Raw genomic sequence first — 14,256 nt, 5'->3', positions numbered from 1 at the left:
GATGTTTTGGGTGTCAACCAGGCACTTTCTGAAACCGCTGTCACTAATTCGAGACAGCTCGTTTAATCCTTTTACAATGCTCGACGGGCGAGTTAGTCTGCTTTGGTCAAGAGTTGTTTTACCGTGCCGGGAGAATGACGTGAAAAGACTAGCCTTGACTTCCCTTTCACTGGCCGCGCTCGGGGTTGCTGGCACGGCTCAGGCACAGACTAGCGTGACGCTGTACGGCACCATCGACACCTCGATTACCTACGTCAATCACGCCGACGGCAGCAAGAACCTTTGGACGCTCGGCAACAGCAGCTTCGGCAATCTCTCCGGCTCGCGATGGGGTTTGAAGGGCGCTGAAGATCTCGGTGGCGGCCTCAAGGCGATTTTCCAGTTGGAAAGCGGCTTCAACCCGTCCACAGGCGCGCTTGCGCAGGGCGGCAGGCTGTTCGGCCGACAGGCATACGTGGGCTTGACGGCCGAGCAGTACGGGTCGCTCACGCTCGGGCGGCAGTATGACCCGCTCATCGACCTCGTGCAGGGCATCACGGCCGACAACTATTTCGGCTCCGTGTTCGCAACGCCCGGCGACGTCGATAACTACGACAACAGCTTCCGCGTGAACAACGCCGTCAAGTACACCACGCCCGTATGGAGCGGCCTCCAGGCTGCGGCGATGTACTCGTTTGGTGGCATCGCGGGTTCGACAGGCGCCGAGCAGTCGTACTCGGCGGCGGTCAACTACACCAACGGTCCGCTCGCGCTGGCAGGCGGCTACTTCTACGCGGCGAACAGCCAGGCCGTCAACGGCATTCGCACCGGCGGCTGGACGAGCACCTCGGACGGCACCTTCGACGGCCCGATCAACTCCGGCTACGCTACGGCACACTCGCTCACCATTGCGCGCGCGGCGGCGCAGTACCAGCTCGGCCAGTTCACCTTCGGCCTCGGCTACAGCAACGCGCGCTACTCGCCCGATGCGAGTTCGGTGTTCCGGGAGACGCAAAAGTACAACACCGGCCAGGGCTTCATGAACTATCAGCTGAACCCGGCGCTGCTGCTCGGCATTGGCTACAGCTACACGCACGCCAACGGCGATACGTCGGCGAATTACAACCAGGTGTCGCTCGGCGCGGATTACAGCCTCTCGAAGCGCACGGACCTTTACATGACGGCGGCCTGGCAGCATGCGAGCGGCGATACCGGCAACGGCACGGGCGGCTCGATGCCGGCCGAGGCTTCGGTCGGCTCGTACGGTTACTCGGGCACCTCGAACCAGACCATCGTGAACTTCGGGTTGCGGCACAAGTTCTGAGCGACGGCCTCGATCGACAACGCCGGATGCGCCAACTGGGCGGCGCATCCGGCGTTTTGGCGTGTGCGGCCCTGGGTTCAGCTCAAGGCGCGTCAAGCGTCAGGGCATCGCGCGTCACGCCTCGCGCGAACGCCGGAGCGTGAGCAGCGCAAGCCAGGCGGCGAGGCGCTCCATACCGCGCCGCACGCCCGCGAACGGCGGCTGCCATGCGCTCGTGATGCTCACGCGTGCCGGCAAGGCGGCCTCAGTGCTGAGCCAGATACGTTCGCCACGCTCGAGCCGAAGCGTCTCGCCCGGTTGCACCCAGTGGTCGTAGGGCGAGCGGGCGCGCGTGACCCATACCTGGGCTACCTGAACACGCAGCGTGGCTGATGCGCTCACGCGCCAGGTGACAGTGCGCATGGGCGGCACGGCGAAATGGACCGACTGGATGGGCAACGGATCGTCGAGCCGGTCGGTTGCGTCCGCAACGGCGTGCGGCGCGGATTGCGAGACGGGCTGTAAAGCGGGTTGCGAAGCGGTCAGTGAAGCTGCCTGAAAAGCGTCATCCATCGTTTTCTCCAGTTTTTGGAGCCGACGGACGGAGCGCTATCACCCAGAAAAACAAAAAGCCCCGTCGATGCCGGCGGGGCTTGTGATTTGCGTGACGACAGACTGCTAGTACGCACACCATCCCCGTGGGTTACCCGTATGGGTTTTCCACGGATGATTCATCGTGTGTGCGATGACGAGGCGGGTGGAGGACGTGTGCATGGCTTGAGTGTGCGGGGTGCCTTGCAGCGCTGTCAACCGGAAATGCTTAAATGGGCTTTGGCAGCCGCAGTTTGTGTTGCGTGCGAGTCTCGTTCGCACCTTTGCATGACGCGATCGTGCCCTTCGATGGCATATCCTCTTGCGGGCAGCACCGTTTTCTCACTAGGATTGGTTGTTTTTCATGGATATCCGTCGAACCGTCCCACAATGTGGGGGGGGCGTACTCCCTGATACGCCCCGCGGCATCGACGTGTTGTGTGGAAACGACTGCATCTGATATATCACATACAGAATATTGCTTTTTGTGGCGACGCAACATATGATTGAGTTATTCGATTACTCAATCATGCGGAGCTTCAAATGGATTTCGTTTCTCTCGCACTGTTCGGTGCAGCGGTCGTGGGTCTGGGTGCAGCTGCTACGGTCATGATCGCCAGGTGGCTGCCGCAGTCCGCCATTGAGCAGGCTGCGCAGCATGGCCGGTACGCTGGTTTGGGCGAAGCACCGCGCGCCAGGGCCGTTCGTCGTGCACAATTCGGTCCGCGAATCCGTCCGCAGGTCGGAAAAGAGGTAATCAATGTCGTCAGAACAAACTGAAGTTGTAGCAAGCCGGGAAGCGGCGCCGCTCAAGCTGGCGCTGCAGCCCATCAACGCCACACTGAGCCTGCGCGATCAGGCTTATGCCATGCTGCGCCAGGCCATTGCCGACGCCGATATCTACCAGTCGCGCGAGGAAATCCGGCTCGACGAGCGCGTGCTGAGCGAATCGCTCGGCGTGAGCCGCACGCCGGTTCGCGAGGCCATGACGCTGCTCGAGCAGGAGGGCTTCCTGCGCATGGTGCCGCGCCGCGGCATCTATATCGTGCGCAAGAGCAAGCGCGAGATCGTCGAGATGATCCAGATGTGGGCCGCGCTCGAAAGCATGGCCGCGCGTCTCGCCACGATCCACGCCACCGACGAGGAAATCGCGCGGCTGCGCCACATGTTCGACGACTTCCGCGACAGCACGCCCGCGGAACACATCGCCGAGTACTCGGACGCCAACATCGCGTTCCACCAGGCGATCGTCGAGCTTTCCCGCTCGCAGATCATCCTCGACACCATCAAGAACATCTTCGTGCACGTGCGTGCCATCCGCCGCATGACGATTTCGCAGAGCGACCGGGCTTCGCGCTCGATCGTCGATCACCTGCGCATCATCGAGGCGCTAGAGAAGCGTGACACCGAGCTGGCGGAAAAGCTCGTGCGCCAGCATTCGCTCGATCTCGCGGCTTATGTCGAGAAGAACTGCGATTTTCTGGATTGACGCAGGCAGCTGACGCCGCCTCTAGGCAAAACGGGAGACCTTCGGGTCTCCCGTTTTGCGTTTACGTTCCTTCGCGCCCCATCACGCTCATTCATCACGCGTCGGCAGAACGGCCTCCGACAGCCGACTTTATGCGCATCAACCCCTGGCAGGCCTGACCAAATCCCGGTGCGGGACAGCTATCCTTCACACGGAATCTGGCATATCAGATGCGGCAAATGTTCGGGGTTTTCCCTCGTGTGCACCGCGTCAATGCCACCGAACTTGCACCAAAGCCATGGTGGATAAGGCTTCGACGCGATTCTAATGGCATTCCCGATGGGCAATTCTCCTCTTGCTTCGTTCTGATATATCACATACCGTATTGCTCAAGGACGCAGATGACGCGCCATCGCGCGAAACGCCTCTGCCCACGCAACCCCACCGATTTTCGAAAACTCGCCCGGCCACGATTAGATAAGGAGACATGACATGGGCAAGGCATTGAACGGCGTGCGCATCCTCGATTTCACGCACGTGCAGTCGGGACCCACCTGCACACAACTGCTCGCCTGGTTCGGCGCGGACGTGATCAAGGTAGAGCGCGTAGGCGCAGGCGACATCACGCGGGAGCAGCTGCGCGACCTGCCGGACGCGGACAGCCTCTACTTCACGATGCTCAACGGCAACAAGCGTTCGCTCACGCTCGACACGAAGAACCCGCAAGGCAAGCGCGTGCTGGAGCGGCTCATTCGCGATTGCGACGTGCTGGTCGAAAACTTCGCGCCGGGCGCGCTCGAGCGCATGGGTTTCAGCTGGGAACGTATACAGACGCTGAACCCGCGCATGATCGTCGCCTCGGTGAAGGGCTTCGGCCCCGGCCCGTACGAGGACTGCAAGGTCTACGAGAACGTCGCGCAGTGCGTGGGCGGTGCGGCGTCGACGACAGGCTTCGACGACGGCCCGCCGGTCGTCTCCGGCGCGCAGATCGGCGACAGCGGCACGGGCCTGCATCTCGCGCTCGGCATCGTGACCGCGCTCTATCAGCGCACGCACACGGGGCGCGGCCAGAAGGTGCTTGCGGCCATGCAGGACGGCGTGCTCAACCTGTGCCGCGTGAAGCTGCGCGACCAGCAGCGGCTCGAGCGCACCGGCGTCATGAAAGAGTACCCGCAGTATCCCAACGACGGCTTCGGCGAGGCCGTGCCGCGCGCCGGCAATGCGTCGGGCGGCGGGCAGCCGGGCTGGATTCTCAAGTGCAAGGGGTGGGAGACCGATCCGAACGCCTATATCTATTTCATCGCGCAGGCACCCGTGTGGGACCGCATCTGCAAGCTGATCGGGCGCGAGGAGTGGATCGACGATCCGGACTACGCCACGCCGAATGCGCGCCTGCCGCGCCTGAAGGCGATCTTCGACGAGATCGAGCACTGGACCATGCATCGCACGAAGTTCGACGCAATGGCCGTGCTCAACCGCTACGACATTCCGTGCGGCCCGATTCTCTCGATGAAGGAGATCGCCAGCGACGAATCGCTGCGCGCGAGCGGCACGATCGTCGAGGTGGATCACCCGGTGCGCGGCAAGTACCTCACGGTGGGCAACCCGATCAAGCTCTCGGATAGCCCGACCGAAGTCACGCGTTCGCCGATGCTGGGCGAACACACCGACGAAGTGCTCGCCGAATTCGGCTACACGAAGGACGAGATCCACTCGCTGCGCGCGTCTGGCGCCGTTTGAAACCGAGGAGCGAAACATGGAAACGTGGATGCGTTTGATGGCGAGCGACGGCAGCATCGTGTTCGGCCGCGTCGAGAACGGTTACCTGCACGAATACGAAGGGCTCGATCAGCCGGTGCCCACTGGCGCAGTGCTGTCGCTGCGCGCGCTTACGCCGCTCGCGCCCTGTGCACCCGGCAAGATCGTTGCGCTGTGGAACAATTTTCACGCGCTCGCCGCGAAACTCGAAAAGCCGGTGCCATCGCACCCGCTCTTTCTCATCAAGCCGCCGGCTTCGGTGATCGGCTCTTCTGAATTGATTCGGCGTCCTGCTCACTATGCGGGAAAAATCGTCTTCGAAGGCGAACTCGGCATCGTGATCGGCAAGCGCTGCCGCGATGCGAGCGTGAAGGAAGCCGCGTCGGCGATCTTCGGCTACACGATCGTCAACGACGTCACGGCAGCGGGCCTCATCACCGAGAATCCGCACTTCCCGCAATGGTGCCGCGCCAAAGGTTTCGATACGTTCTGTTGTCTGGGTCCGGCGATCGTTTCCGGGTTCGACTGGCAGCGCGCACGCGTCGTCACGAAACTCGATGGCGTGGAGCGGCAGAATTATCCGCTCGACGACATGGTGTTTTCGCCGGCGCAGCAGGTGAGTCTTATTTCTCAGGATCTGACGCTCGAACCCGGCGACGTGATTGCGTGCGGCACCTCACTCGGCGTGGGCTCGATCGTTGATGGCGCAACGGTCGAGGTCACCATCGAAGGGATCGGTACGTTGAGCAATGCGCTGGGCGCCGCGTCGGCGCAAATCGAGTCGCTCGCCGCCGTAGAGGGCGCGGCTTGACGGCCTGAAACCAAAGACGCGCGCGGCAGCGATGCCGCGCGAGGAGGAGAAATGCCGGAGCAACTGGCTGGCGACCTGGCGTGGCTGGGCGCTGGCGCGCTGTTCGCATGGCTTGGCTGTGCATTTGCACAATTGGCGGCGCTCGCGCCGGTGCGTGCGTGGCCGTTGTCGCGTTCCCGCTCCACGCCGTCCTGCGCCAGGCGCGCTGGTGCGCCGCGCAGGCATCGGCTCGCCTTCGCCATTTCGTTCGCATTGCTACTGACCGTGCCGCCCGGCGTGATCGCTGCGGGCTGGATGCATGGGCCCGACGCGACCGTCGCGGTCGAAGCCGGCGTGCTGGGCGGTTTGTGCCTCGCGGGCCGGCGCGACCTCACGCCCCGCGCGCGGACGGCGGCGCTGCTGGGGGGTGTATCGGGCGCGAGTGTTTTGATCGGCGCGTTCGTTGGTTACGTGTTGCAGCCTGAGCGGAGTGCTGGCGAACGTGTAGCGCTATTCGTCGCGGCGGCGACCGGCGCATTGCTGACAGGCTGCGCGCTGCGTTTGCTCAGCCGTGGCGCGCAAGCGAGCGGCTCGGTCCGCAGGCGCGTGCCGTTCGGCCGCGGCGACCGTGTCATGCATGTCATCGCGCTGCTGCTGGGCGCTGCGCTCGGCTACGAATTCCTGAGCGCGCGTGCTTCGCCCGATTTCGAGATCTCCGTGCTGGTCGCGGCGAGCGTGCTGTGCGCGGCGCTGGGCGTGCGGCTCATGAGCGGCACGCGGCGGCCGCGGCTCGCCCGCACGGGCGCAGTCGAGGCGTCACCGCCACGCGAGCCCTTCAGCGCAACATTCCATGCAAGTTTTGCGGGTGTGCCGGATGAACTGCTGGTCGCGGCCTGCGGCAGCGGCGCGTTCGAACCCGCCTGGCTGGCCGCGAGCGACACGCCGCACGGAAGCGGAGGGCGCGCGGGTCATCACGCGTCACAGGATTTGCCACGGCGGCGACGCAGCCGGGGCAGTGCGCTGCGTCAGCGGCAAGGACCGCACTGACGTCTATCTGCGGGAACAGGGGAAAACAACAGAACGCGCAATATGACGCGAATGATTAGTCATGCATGATGGTTTCTTGGCTATCCATTAAACCTTACTTATGCAAGCTCGCTTCTGACACTTTCGTAATGTTCTCGATGAGCGCCGCGCCTTCCTCCATGAGGAAGCGCTTGAACGCGAGCGCGACGGGCGGCAGGCGCTTGTTTTTCCGGTGCACGACGTACCAGTTGAGCATGACCGGGAAGCCTTCGACGTCGAGCACGGTGAGGTGACCGACCTGCAGTTCGAGGCTGATGGTGTGCGCCGAAAGAAAGGCGATGCCCATGCCCGCGATCACGGCCTGCTTGATCGTCTCGGTGCTCTGGATCTCCATGGCGATCTTGAGGTTCGTGATCTTCCCCGCGAAGCCTTCTTCCATCGAGTTCCACGTATCCGAGCCGCGCTCGCGCACGATGAACGCCTCGTTGGCGAGCGTGCTGAGCTTGATGGCGCGCTTGTTGGCGAGCGGATGCGTGGGCGCCGCAACGATCACGTACGGGTGAGGCGCAAACGGCTCGTTGATGGCGTCAGTCGCGTGGGGCGGACGCACCATCACGGCGAGATCGGTCTGATTGGTGGCGAGCTGCTGGAGCAGCTGCTCGCGGTTGTGCACGGAGAGATTGAGCGCGACGCCCTTGTAGCGGCGCGTGAACTCGGCCAGCAGGCGCGGAAAGAAGTAATCGCCGGCGCTAATGACGGCGACGTTGAGCTTGCCGCCCGAGACGCCCTTTAGCTGGCTCATCGCCTCGTCCACTTCGTGGAACTGCTGCATGATCGCGCGGCTGTAGTGGAGCATCTCCGTGCCCGCGGGCGTGAGATAGATCTTCTTGCCGAGCTGCTCGAAGAGCGGCAGGCCCGCGTGATCTTCGAGCTGCCGAACCTGCGTGGAAACGGCCGGCTGGGTGAGATGCAGCTCTTCCGCAGCACGCGAAAAACTGAGGTGGCGCGCCACGGTCTCGAAGACCTTGAGCTGGCGCAGCGTGGCGTTTCGCATCGTCATGGCCGAACCATAAAGGATACTGAATCCACATAATAACAAACTTTAATTGTGAGTAATTCAGCAATCACCCTAGCATAAGTTGAAAGGAGTCCGAATGCCGTGCAAAGCGCTCGAAGCCAGGTTCGGGTTAACGCTCGGAAATACGATTTCATAAGGGACAACACTGAGAAAAGCCCTTGTTTCACGATGTTTTCAGGGTCTGACGTAATGCCAGGGTGAATGAGGATTGACGACTATCCAATCGGATTCCTGATTCAGCCGGCGAATAAAAAACACAGCGCAGCGAAGTGAAAAGCTAAAACCATAAGCCTCGATTTATGCAGACCCGTAATCATGCAGGCTGCAATGAATAGATAGCGGAGACAAGCGATATGAATGCAATCGGTCAGAGGAGCGAGAGCGGTCCGTTCTGGACGAACCGCTGGTTTCAACTGGTGGTGGGCATGCTATGCATGGCGCTCGTTGCCAATCTGCAATACGCATGGACGCTGTTCGTCGCGCCGATGAATTCGCGCCACCACTGGGGCCAGGCGGAGATTCAACTGGCGTTCTCGATTTTCATTCTGACCGAGACCTGGCTCGTGCCGGTGGAAGGCTGGCTCGTCGACAAGTTCGGACCGCGTCCGGTCGTGGCGGGCGGCGCGGTTTGCGCAGGCCTCGCCTGGGTGATCAACTCCTACGTCACGACGCTGCCGATGCTCTACGTGTCGGCCGTGATCGCGGGCATCGGCGCGGGCGGCGTGTACGGCACCTGCGTGGGCAACGCGCTCAAGTGGTTCCCGGACCGCCGCGGTCTCGCCGCGGGCCTCACGGCCGCGGGCTTCGGCGCCGGCGCCGCCGTGACGGTGATTCCGATTGCGAACATGATCACGCGCTCCGGCTACGAGCACACGTTCTTCTTCTTCGGCGTGCTACAGGGCGTGTCGATTCTCGTGCTCTCGCTCGTGCTCGTGAAGCCCGTGACGCGCCCCGTCACCGCGGCGGGCCGCCGTCTCGTCTCGCGCGTCGACTACACGCCGGGCCAGATGGTCAAGCAGCCGGTATTCTGGGTGATCTACATCTGCTTCGTCGCGGTGGCCGCCGGCGGCCTGATGGCAACGGCGCAGATCGGGCCGATCGCCAAGGACTGGGGCCTCGCCCGCATTCCGATGACGGTGTTCGGCATGACGCTGCCGCTCCTCACGCTCACGCTGTCGATCGACAACATCTGCAACGGCTTTACGCGTCCGCTGTGCGGCTTCATCTCCGACAAGATCGGCCGTGAGAACGCGATGTTCCTGATCTTCGTGGGTGAAGGGCTCGCGCTGCTCGGCATGATGCAGTTCGGCACGAACCCGTATGCGTTCATGACCTTCGCCGCGCTCATCTTCCTGTTCTGGGGCGAGATCTTCTCGATCTTCCCGGCCATCTGCGCGGACACGTTCGGCAGCAAGTTCGCCGCATCGAATGCCGGCACGCTGTACACCGCCAAGGGCACGGCAGCGCTGCTCGTGCCGGTGGCCTCGGTGCTGTCTGCTACGGGCGGCTGGAGCGCGGTGTTCATCGCGGCTGCGGTCATCACGATCGCGGCGGGCGTGAGCGCCAAGTTCTTCCTCGCGCCGATGCGCAAGCGTCTGATCGAACAGAGCAGCGAAGCCAGCGGTGACGCGAGCAACGAGCCCAACGTCACACTGGCCACGAATACGGGCGCGGGGTTGCCGCACTGGTCCAACCAAAGCGGCGAATGAGGCGCGCTGGCCCGCCATGTCGATGAACGTATCGCTCCAGCAGCTCAAGGTGTTCGTCGCGGTGGCGCGGGCGCGCAGCTTCACGCGCGCCGCGCGCGAGTTCGGGCTCACGCAGTCGGCGGTGAGCCGCTGCGTGCGCGAACTCGAGGAAGCGATCGAACTCAAGCTCTTCGACCGCACCACGCGCCAGGTCGAGCTCACGCTCGCGGGCAGCGGCTTCGAGCGACGCATCGGCCGCCTGCTCGACGAGATCGAGATGGCGCTCAACGAGGGCCGCGACGCGCACCAGGCGCATAGCGGCGTCGTGCTCGTGGCGAGCAACCCGGTGCTCTCGTCGACCTGGGTGCCCGCTGCGCTCGCGCGCTGTGCAGCGGCTTTTCCTTCGCTCACGCTGCAGTTGCAGGACTTGCCGCAGGCGGCCGTGCTGCAGGCGGTCGAGCAGGGCGAGGCCGATTTCGGCGTGATCGCGGAAAGCGTGCCGTTCGCGAGCGGCAACCTCGATGTGCAACCGCTCTCGGCCACGCCGCTTTGCGCGCTCTTGCCTGCCCACCATCCGCTTGCGCTACAGGGGGCGCTGCGATGGGACGATCTCGCGCGCGAACCGCTCGTCACGCTCAATCGTGACGCTGGCTGCCGCGGCGCGGTGATGCGTGCGCTGGACGGTCTGCGGCCTGAGGGGAGGCCGCTGCAGGAGTTCGCGCACGTGGCGGGCGTGGCGCGCATGGCGCAGCTCGGCATGGGCATCGGCGTGTTGCCGGTGTGCACGGATGGCGCGCGCGGGGGGCACGCGCAGCGTGCGGGCGACGTTGCGCACGCAACGTGCCACTGGCCCGTGCCCGCGGGGCCGCTCGTCACGCGTTTGCTGCATCCGGTCGTCAACGTGACGACGATGCTCGTGCGGCGTCGCCATCGTTCGCTACGGCCTTGTGCTCAGGCGGCGTGGTCGCAGTTCATGCCGGACGGGCCAGTCGCGGACGGTTCGGACCCGGAGGCCCCATCGCCGGATAGCGAGGCGCTGCCGCAAACGTCCATCGACGGCTCGCCGATGCGTGGCTCGAACGGCACGCCGATGCGCGTCGCGTTGCGCGGCGCCGATACGCCGCCGCCGCTCCAGGTAACCCGCACCCACGCCCGCATCGAATAGCGCGCGTTTCTTCTTCTGCAAAGCAAAACGGATCGCTCGAAGCGATCCGTTTTTGTTTTTCCAGCACCAGAACCGGGGCGCAAAAAAAGGCGGCGCTCGCGCCGCCCTTCGCCGCGACTTACGTTACGCCGGCTGCATCGCCATCCGCTCACGCTGCTTGACCAATGCGAGCACGGTGTCGATGGCCGGCGTCGGCTCGCCAACCAGGCTACCCATTTCCTGCACGACGGTAATCAGCGGATCGATCTCCATCGGCCGGCCGGTTTCGAGGTCGACGAGCATCGAGGTCTTGTGCGCGCCCACTGCGCCGGCACCGTCGATGCGACGCTCAACGTCCACACGGAAGTTCACGCCGAAGCGCTCGGCAATGCGCTTGCCTTCGAGCATCATCGTGCGCGCTACGGCGCGCGTGGCCGGGTCGCTGGTGATGACGTCGAGCGTGGCGTGCGTGAGTGCGCTGATCGGGTTGAAGCAGAGATTGCCCCACAGCTTGAGCCAGATTTCGTCGCGGATGTTCTCGCGGATCGGCGCATCGAACCCGGCGGCCTCCATGGCTTCATGAAGCTGGACGATGCGCGGCGTGCGCTCGCCCGAAGGCTCGCCGATCGGAAACTTCTTGCCGTACACGTGGCGAATCACGCCAGGCGCGTCGATTTCGGCCGCCGGATAGAGCACGCAGCCAATCGCGCGCTCGGGCGTGAGACGGTTCCATTGCGCGCCGTCCGGGTCGATGCTTTCGAGGCGGGTACCCGCGAACTTGCCGCCATGCTGGTAGAAGTACCAGTAGGGAATGCCGTTGGTGCCCGTGACGATGGCCGTGTGCTTGCCGAGGAGCGGCTGCATCGCGTCGATCACGCCCGCCACCGAATGCGCCTTGAGCGTAATGATGACGACGTCCTGCACACCCAGTTCGCGCGGATCGGACGTGCAGCGCACCTTCGCTACGTACTCTTCGCCGTCCATCAGCAGACGCGCGCCGTTCTCGCGCATGGCGGCCAGATGCGGGCCGCGAGCGACGAAGCTCACGTCGGCGCCTGCACGGGCGAGTTGCACGCCCATCATGCCTCCGATAGCGCCCGCTCCAAAGATGCAGATCTTCATGTTGAAACCCCAATGACGTTGAAAACCGCTTGTCCGCAGGGCGTTTCGCGAGCGATGGGGAAGCTGCCCGCTCGCCGCGCCCCCCGGACGATGGTTTGAGCATAGGGGGTGCTGTCGATTAACGACAGTTAAAGTTTCTCCGGAAAATCATCAAGAGAAGCTTATGGACGAAGGGGCGCGTGACGAGGCTGTTCAGGCGCGCCGCACGAGCAGAAAACTCACGCCGATCAGACCGAGAAATGCACCGCAGGTGCGATTGAACCAGCGGCGCACGGTGGTGCGGGTGAGCCAGCGGCCGAGGTACATGCCGGCGAGCGAGTAGAGCGCGATGGCCACGCATTCGAGCACGAGAAAGCTCGCGCCGAGCACGCCGAACTGCGGTGCGATGGGCCTGGCGACATCGACGAATTGCGGCAGGAAAGCCGTGAAAACGAGAATCGCCTTGGGGTTGCCTGCCGCCACGAGGCATTCGCGCCATGCGAGACGCGCGAGCGAGGCGTCGCCATCCATGCTTTCGCCGATGGGGTTGGCGTCGCTGCGCCAGAGCTGTATGGCGAGCCACACGAGGTAAGCGGCGCCCGCAAGCTTGATGACGAAGAAGACCGCCTCGGAAGCGCGCAGCACCACGGCCAGCCCCGTGGCCGCGAGCGCGATCATCGCGGCGAACGAAACGAGCCGGCCCGTGCCGCCGAGGAAGGCGCGCAGAAAACCGTGCCGCGCGGCCACATTGATCGAGAGGAGATTGTTCGGGCCTGGCGCCATATTCAGGGCGAAGCAGGCGGGCAGGAAGAAGAGCCAGGCGGTGAGGGACATGATGACGCTCGAAGAACGTTAGCGCCGTGCGCGGCGCGCCGTGAATCGGCACATTCTAGCGCGCCTCGCGCGGGCCACCAGGCCGCTCAATGGAAAATCGGCAGCATGAGAAAGAGCTTGATGGTGATGGCGTTGGCAATGTCGATGAAGAACGCGGCCACCATCGGCACCACGAGAAACGCCAGATGGGAATGGCCGAAGCGCGCCGTGACCGCCTGCATGTTCGCAATCGCCGTGGGCGTTGCACCGAGGCCGAAGCCGCAGTGCCCCGCCGTAAGCACGACAGCGTCGTAGTTCGCGCCCATCGCGCGGAACGTCACGAAGATCGCGTAGACCACCATGAGCAGTGTTTGCGCGGCGAGGATCGTGAACACCGGCAGCGCGAGCGCGGCGAGGTCCCACAGGCGCAGCGTCATGAGCGCCATGGCGAGAAAGAGCGCGAGGCTCACGTTGCCGATCAGCGCGACGGCGTGCTCGGCCACGGGCCGCCCGATGAGCGCGAGCCCGTTGGCGAGGAGCACGCCGACGAACAGCACGCACACGAAGGCCGGCAATTCGAACGCGGTGCCTGCGATCAGCCCGGAAAGCGCTTCGCCCACGGCGAGGCTGATGGCGATGAGCGTGAGCGTGTTGATGAACGCGCCCGGCGTGGTGGGCTGCTCGGCTTTCGGCTCCTCGAATGCGTAGGGATCGGGCGTTGCCGCGCCGCCGGCGCCAGGCGTATCGGCGCCCGCCTGTGCGCCGATGCGTTTCATGAGGTGCTGCGCAACCGGTCCGCCAAGAATGCCGCCCATGATCAGCCCGAAGGTGGCGCACGCAATGGCCGCTTCGGTCGCGGACTGCAGCCCGTGATGCTCGGTGAACACTGCGCCCCATGCGGCACCCGTGCCATGCCCGCCCGCGAGCGAGACCGAGCCGCCCAGCAGCCCGAACAGCGGATCGACGCCGAACGCCATGGCGAGTGCGATGCCCAACACGTTTTGCAGCACGAGCAGGGCGACCACGACAGCGAGAAAGCGCACGAGCACCGGGCCGCCGTGTTTCAGGTTGGCGAGGTTCGCATTGAGGCCGATGGTGGCGAAGAACGCTTGCATGAGCGGCGCCTGCAACGAGGTGGCGAAGACCACGTCCGTGTGTGCGAAGCTGTGCAGGCCGAACACGATCAGCGCGGCGACGATGCCGCCCGCCACGGGTTCCGGTATCGTCCATTTGCGCAGGATCGGCACGGCGGCGACGAGCCATTGGCCGACCAGCAGCACGAGCGATGCGACGACGAGCGTTCCGTAGACTTTGACGTTCATGGCGGGTGTCCGGCGGGGCGATGAGAGGGCCAGGCTGGCGGCGCATCTTTCGCGCACGGTACACCAGGCGCCTGCGCATTGCGCGCATGGTGCGCAGCCAGGTGCCGGTTCTGACCGCGTTGCTTGCACGAAACGGGGCCCCACGCTTAAATTGGCAGGCATTCACAGGCGCAAAGCCGCCGCCCATGCAGGACG

The 14,256-nt window shown here is 64.2% G+C and carries 13 protein-coding genes; 8 read left to right on the top strand and 5 right to left on the bottom strand.

What is annotated here, in order from left to right; genetic code table 11:
* Positions 1-139 precede the first annotated feature (139 nt).
* The gene (locus AB4Y43_RS14005) at positions 140-1,303 is read left to right on the top strand and encodes a porin (RefSeq protein WP_342946795.1); all 1,164 of its coding nucleotides are present in this window, start codon (positions 140-142) and stop codon (positions 1,301-1,303) included.
* Between the two features lie 114 nt (positions 1,304-1,417).
* Here AB4Y43_RS14005 and AB4Y43_RS14000 read toward each other — a convergent pair whose 3' ends face one another.
* Positions 1,418-1,855 carry a DUF2917 domain-containing protein gene (locus AB4Y43_RS14000; RefSeq protein ID WP_368728031.1) on the bottom strand — a complete coding sequence of 146 codons (438 nt, stop codon included), beginning with the start codon at positions 1,853-1,855 and terminating at the stop codon, positions 1,418-1,420.
* 561 nt (positions 1,856-2,416) lie between these two features.
* On the opposite strand from AB4Y43_RS14000, the gene AB4Y43_RS13995 reads away from it, so the two are divergent.
* The 5 genes from AB4Y43_RS13995 (at position 2,417) to AB4Y43_RS13975 (ending at position 6,936) form a co-directional block, all read left to right on the top strand.
* On the top strand, positions 2,417-2,653 hold the full coding sequence (locus tag AB4Y43_RS13995; RefSeq protein ID WP_081771534.1) for a hypothetical protein: 237 nt from the start codon (positions 2,417-2,419) through the stop codon (positions 2,651-2,653).
* Positions 2,634-3,362 carry a GntR family transcriptional regulator gene (locus AB4Y43_RS13990; protein WP_069261627.1) on the top strand — a complete coding sequence of 243 codons (729 nt, stop codon included), beginning with the start codon at positions 2,634-2,636 and terminating at the stop codon, positions 3,360-3,362. Before AB4Y43_RS13995 ends, AB4Y43_RS13990 begins: the two co-directional genes overlap by 20 nt.
* Before the next feature lie 471 nt (positions 3,363-3,833).
* A complete protein-coding gene (gene frc, locus AB4Y43_RS13985; RefSeq protein ID WP_069261628.1) occupies positions 3,834-5,081 on the top strand; it encodes a formyl-CoA transferase in 1,248 nt (415 codons plus the stop codon).
* 16 nt (positions 5,082-5,097) lie between these two features.
* Positions 5,098-5,910, top strand: coding sequence for a fumarylacetoacetate hydrolase family protein (locus AB4Y43_RS13980; protein WP_368728030.1), 813 nt, complete (start codon positions 5,098-5,100; stop codon positions 5,908-5,910).
* A 51-nt stretch (positions 5,911-5,961) separates the two neighbouring features.
* Positions 5,962-6,936, top strand: coding sequence for a hypothetical protein (locus tag AB4Y43_RS13975; protein WP_368728029.1), 975 nt, complete (start codon positions 5,962-5,964; stop codon positions 6,934-6,936).
* Between the two features lie 94 nt (positions 6,937-7,030).
* Here the strand turns inward: AB4Y43_RS13975 and AB4Y43_RS13970 are convergent, their stop codons facing one another.
* The gene (locus tag AB4Y43_RS13970; protein WP_110383445.1) at positions 7,031-7,975 is read right to left on the bottom strand and encodes a LysR family transcriptional regulator; all 945 of its coding nucleotides are present in this window, start codon (positions 7,973-7,975) and stop codon (positions 7,031-7,033) included.
* Positions 7,976-8,346: 371 nt separating this feature from the next.
* On the opposite strand from AB4Y43_RS13970, the gene oxlT reads away from it, so the two are divergent.
* Both oxlT and AB4Y43_RS13960 read left to right on the top strand, forming a co-directional pair.
* Positions 8,347-9,702 carry an oxalate/formate MFS antiporter gene (oxlT, locus tag AB4Y43_RS13965; RefSeq protein WP_368728028.1) on the top strand — a complete coding sequence of 452 codons (1,356 nt, stop codon included), beginning with the start codon at positions 8,347-8,349 and terminating at the stop codon, positions 9,700-9,702.
* Between the two features lie 22 nt (positions 9,703-9,724).
* A complete protein-coding gene (locus tag AB4Y43_RS13960) occupies positions 9,725-10,846 on the top strand; it encodes a LysR family transcriptional regulator (protein ID WP_368728045.1) in 1,122 nt (373 codons plus the stop codon).
* A gap of 123 nt (positions 10,847-10,969) precedes the next feature.
* Here the strand turns inward: AB4Y43_RS13960 and AB4Y43_RS13955 are convergent, their stop codons facing one another.
* The 3 genes from AB4Y43_RS13955 to gltS all read right to left on the bottom strand — a co-directional run bounded on the left by AB4Y43_RS13955 (position 10,970) and on the right by gltS (position 14,061).
* Complete coding sequence (locus AB4Y43_RS13955; RefSeq protein WP_069261634.1) at positions 10,970-11,947, bottom strand: 2-dehydropantoate 2-reductase; 978 nt, start codon at positions 11,945-11,947, stop codon at positions 10,970-10,972.
* 192 nt (positions 11,948-12,139) lie between these two features.
* Positions 12,140-12,760, bottom strand: a complete 621-nt coding sequence (locus AB4Y43_RS13950) for a LysE family translocator (protein WP_342946789.1) — start codon at positions 12,758-12,760, stop codon at positions 12,140-12,142.
* An 86-nt stretch (positions 12,761-12,846) separates the two neighbouring features.
* Positions 12,847-14,061 (bottom strand): sodium/glutamate symporter, encoded by a 1,215-nt coding sequence (gltS, locus tag AB4Y43_RS13945; RefSeq protein WP_368728027.1) that lies wholly within the window; start codon positions 14,059-14,061, stop codon positions 12,847-12,849.
* Between the last annotated feature and the right edge of the window lie 195 nt (positions 14,062-14,256).

The sequence above is a fragment of the Paraburkholderia sp. BR10872 genome, assembly GCF_040965835.1.
Taxonomy (GTDB): Bacteria; Pseudomonadota; Gammaproteobacteria; order Burkholderiales; family Burkholderiaceae; genus Paraburkholderia; species Paraburkholderia nodosa_A.
This window is presented reverse-complemented; position numbering and strand designations above follow the sequence as displayed.

Excerpts from the sequence above, each read along its gene's own strand:
- AB4Y43_RS13990 (WP_069261627.1), top strand. The coding sequence starts at position 2,634 with ATGTCGTCAGAACAAACTGAAGTTGTAGCAAGCCGGGAAGCGGCGCCG.
- gltS (WP_368728027.1), bottom strand. The coding sequence starts at position 14,061 with ATGAACGTCAAAGTCTACGGAACGCTCGTCGTCGCATCGCTCGTGCTG.
- AB4Y43_RS13980 (WP_368728030.1), top strand. The coding sequence starts at position 5,098 with ATGGAAACGTGGATGCGTTTGATGGCGAGCGACGGCAGCATCGTGTTC.
- AB4Y43_RS13955 (WP_069261634.1), bottom strand. The coding sequence starts at position 11,947 with ATGAAGATCTGCATCTTTGGAGCGGGCGCTATCGGAGGCATGATGGGC.
- AB4Y43_RS14000 (WP_368728031.1), bottom strand. The coding sequence starts at position 1,855 with ATGGATGACGCTTTTCAGGCAGCTTCACTGACCGCTTCGCAACCCGCT.
- AB4Y43_RS13950 (WP_342946789.1), bottom strand. The coding sequence starts at position 12,760 with ATGTCCCTCACCGCCTGGCTCTTCTTCCTGCCCGCCTGCTTCGCCCTG.
- AB4Y43_RS13995 (WP_081771534.1), top strand. The coding sequence starts at position 2,417 with ATGGATTTCGTTTCTCTCGCACTGTTCGGTGCAGCGGTCGTGGGTCTG.
- oxlT (WP_368728028.1), top strand. The coding sequence starts at position 8,347 with ATGAATGCAATCGGTCAGAGGAGCGAGAGCGGTCCGTTCTGGACGAAC.
- AB4Y43_RS13975 (WP_368728029.1), top strand. The coding sequence starts at position 5,962 with ATGCCGGAGCAACTGGCTGGCGACCTGGCGTGGCTGGGCGCTGGCGCG.
- frc (WP_069261628.1), top strand. The coding sequence starts at position 3,834 with ATGGGCAAGGCATTGAACGGCGTGCGCATCCTCGATTTCACGCACGTG.
- AB4Y43_RS13960 (WP_368728045.1), top strand. The coding sequence starts at position 9,725 with ATGAACGTATCGCTCCAGCAGCTCAAGGTGTTCGTCGCGGTGGCGCGG.
- AB4Y43_RS13970 (WP_110383445.1), bottom strand. The coding sequence starts at position 7,975 with ATGACGATGCGAAACGCCACGCTGCGCCAGCTCAAGGTCTTCGAGACC.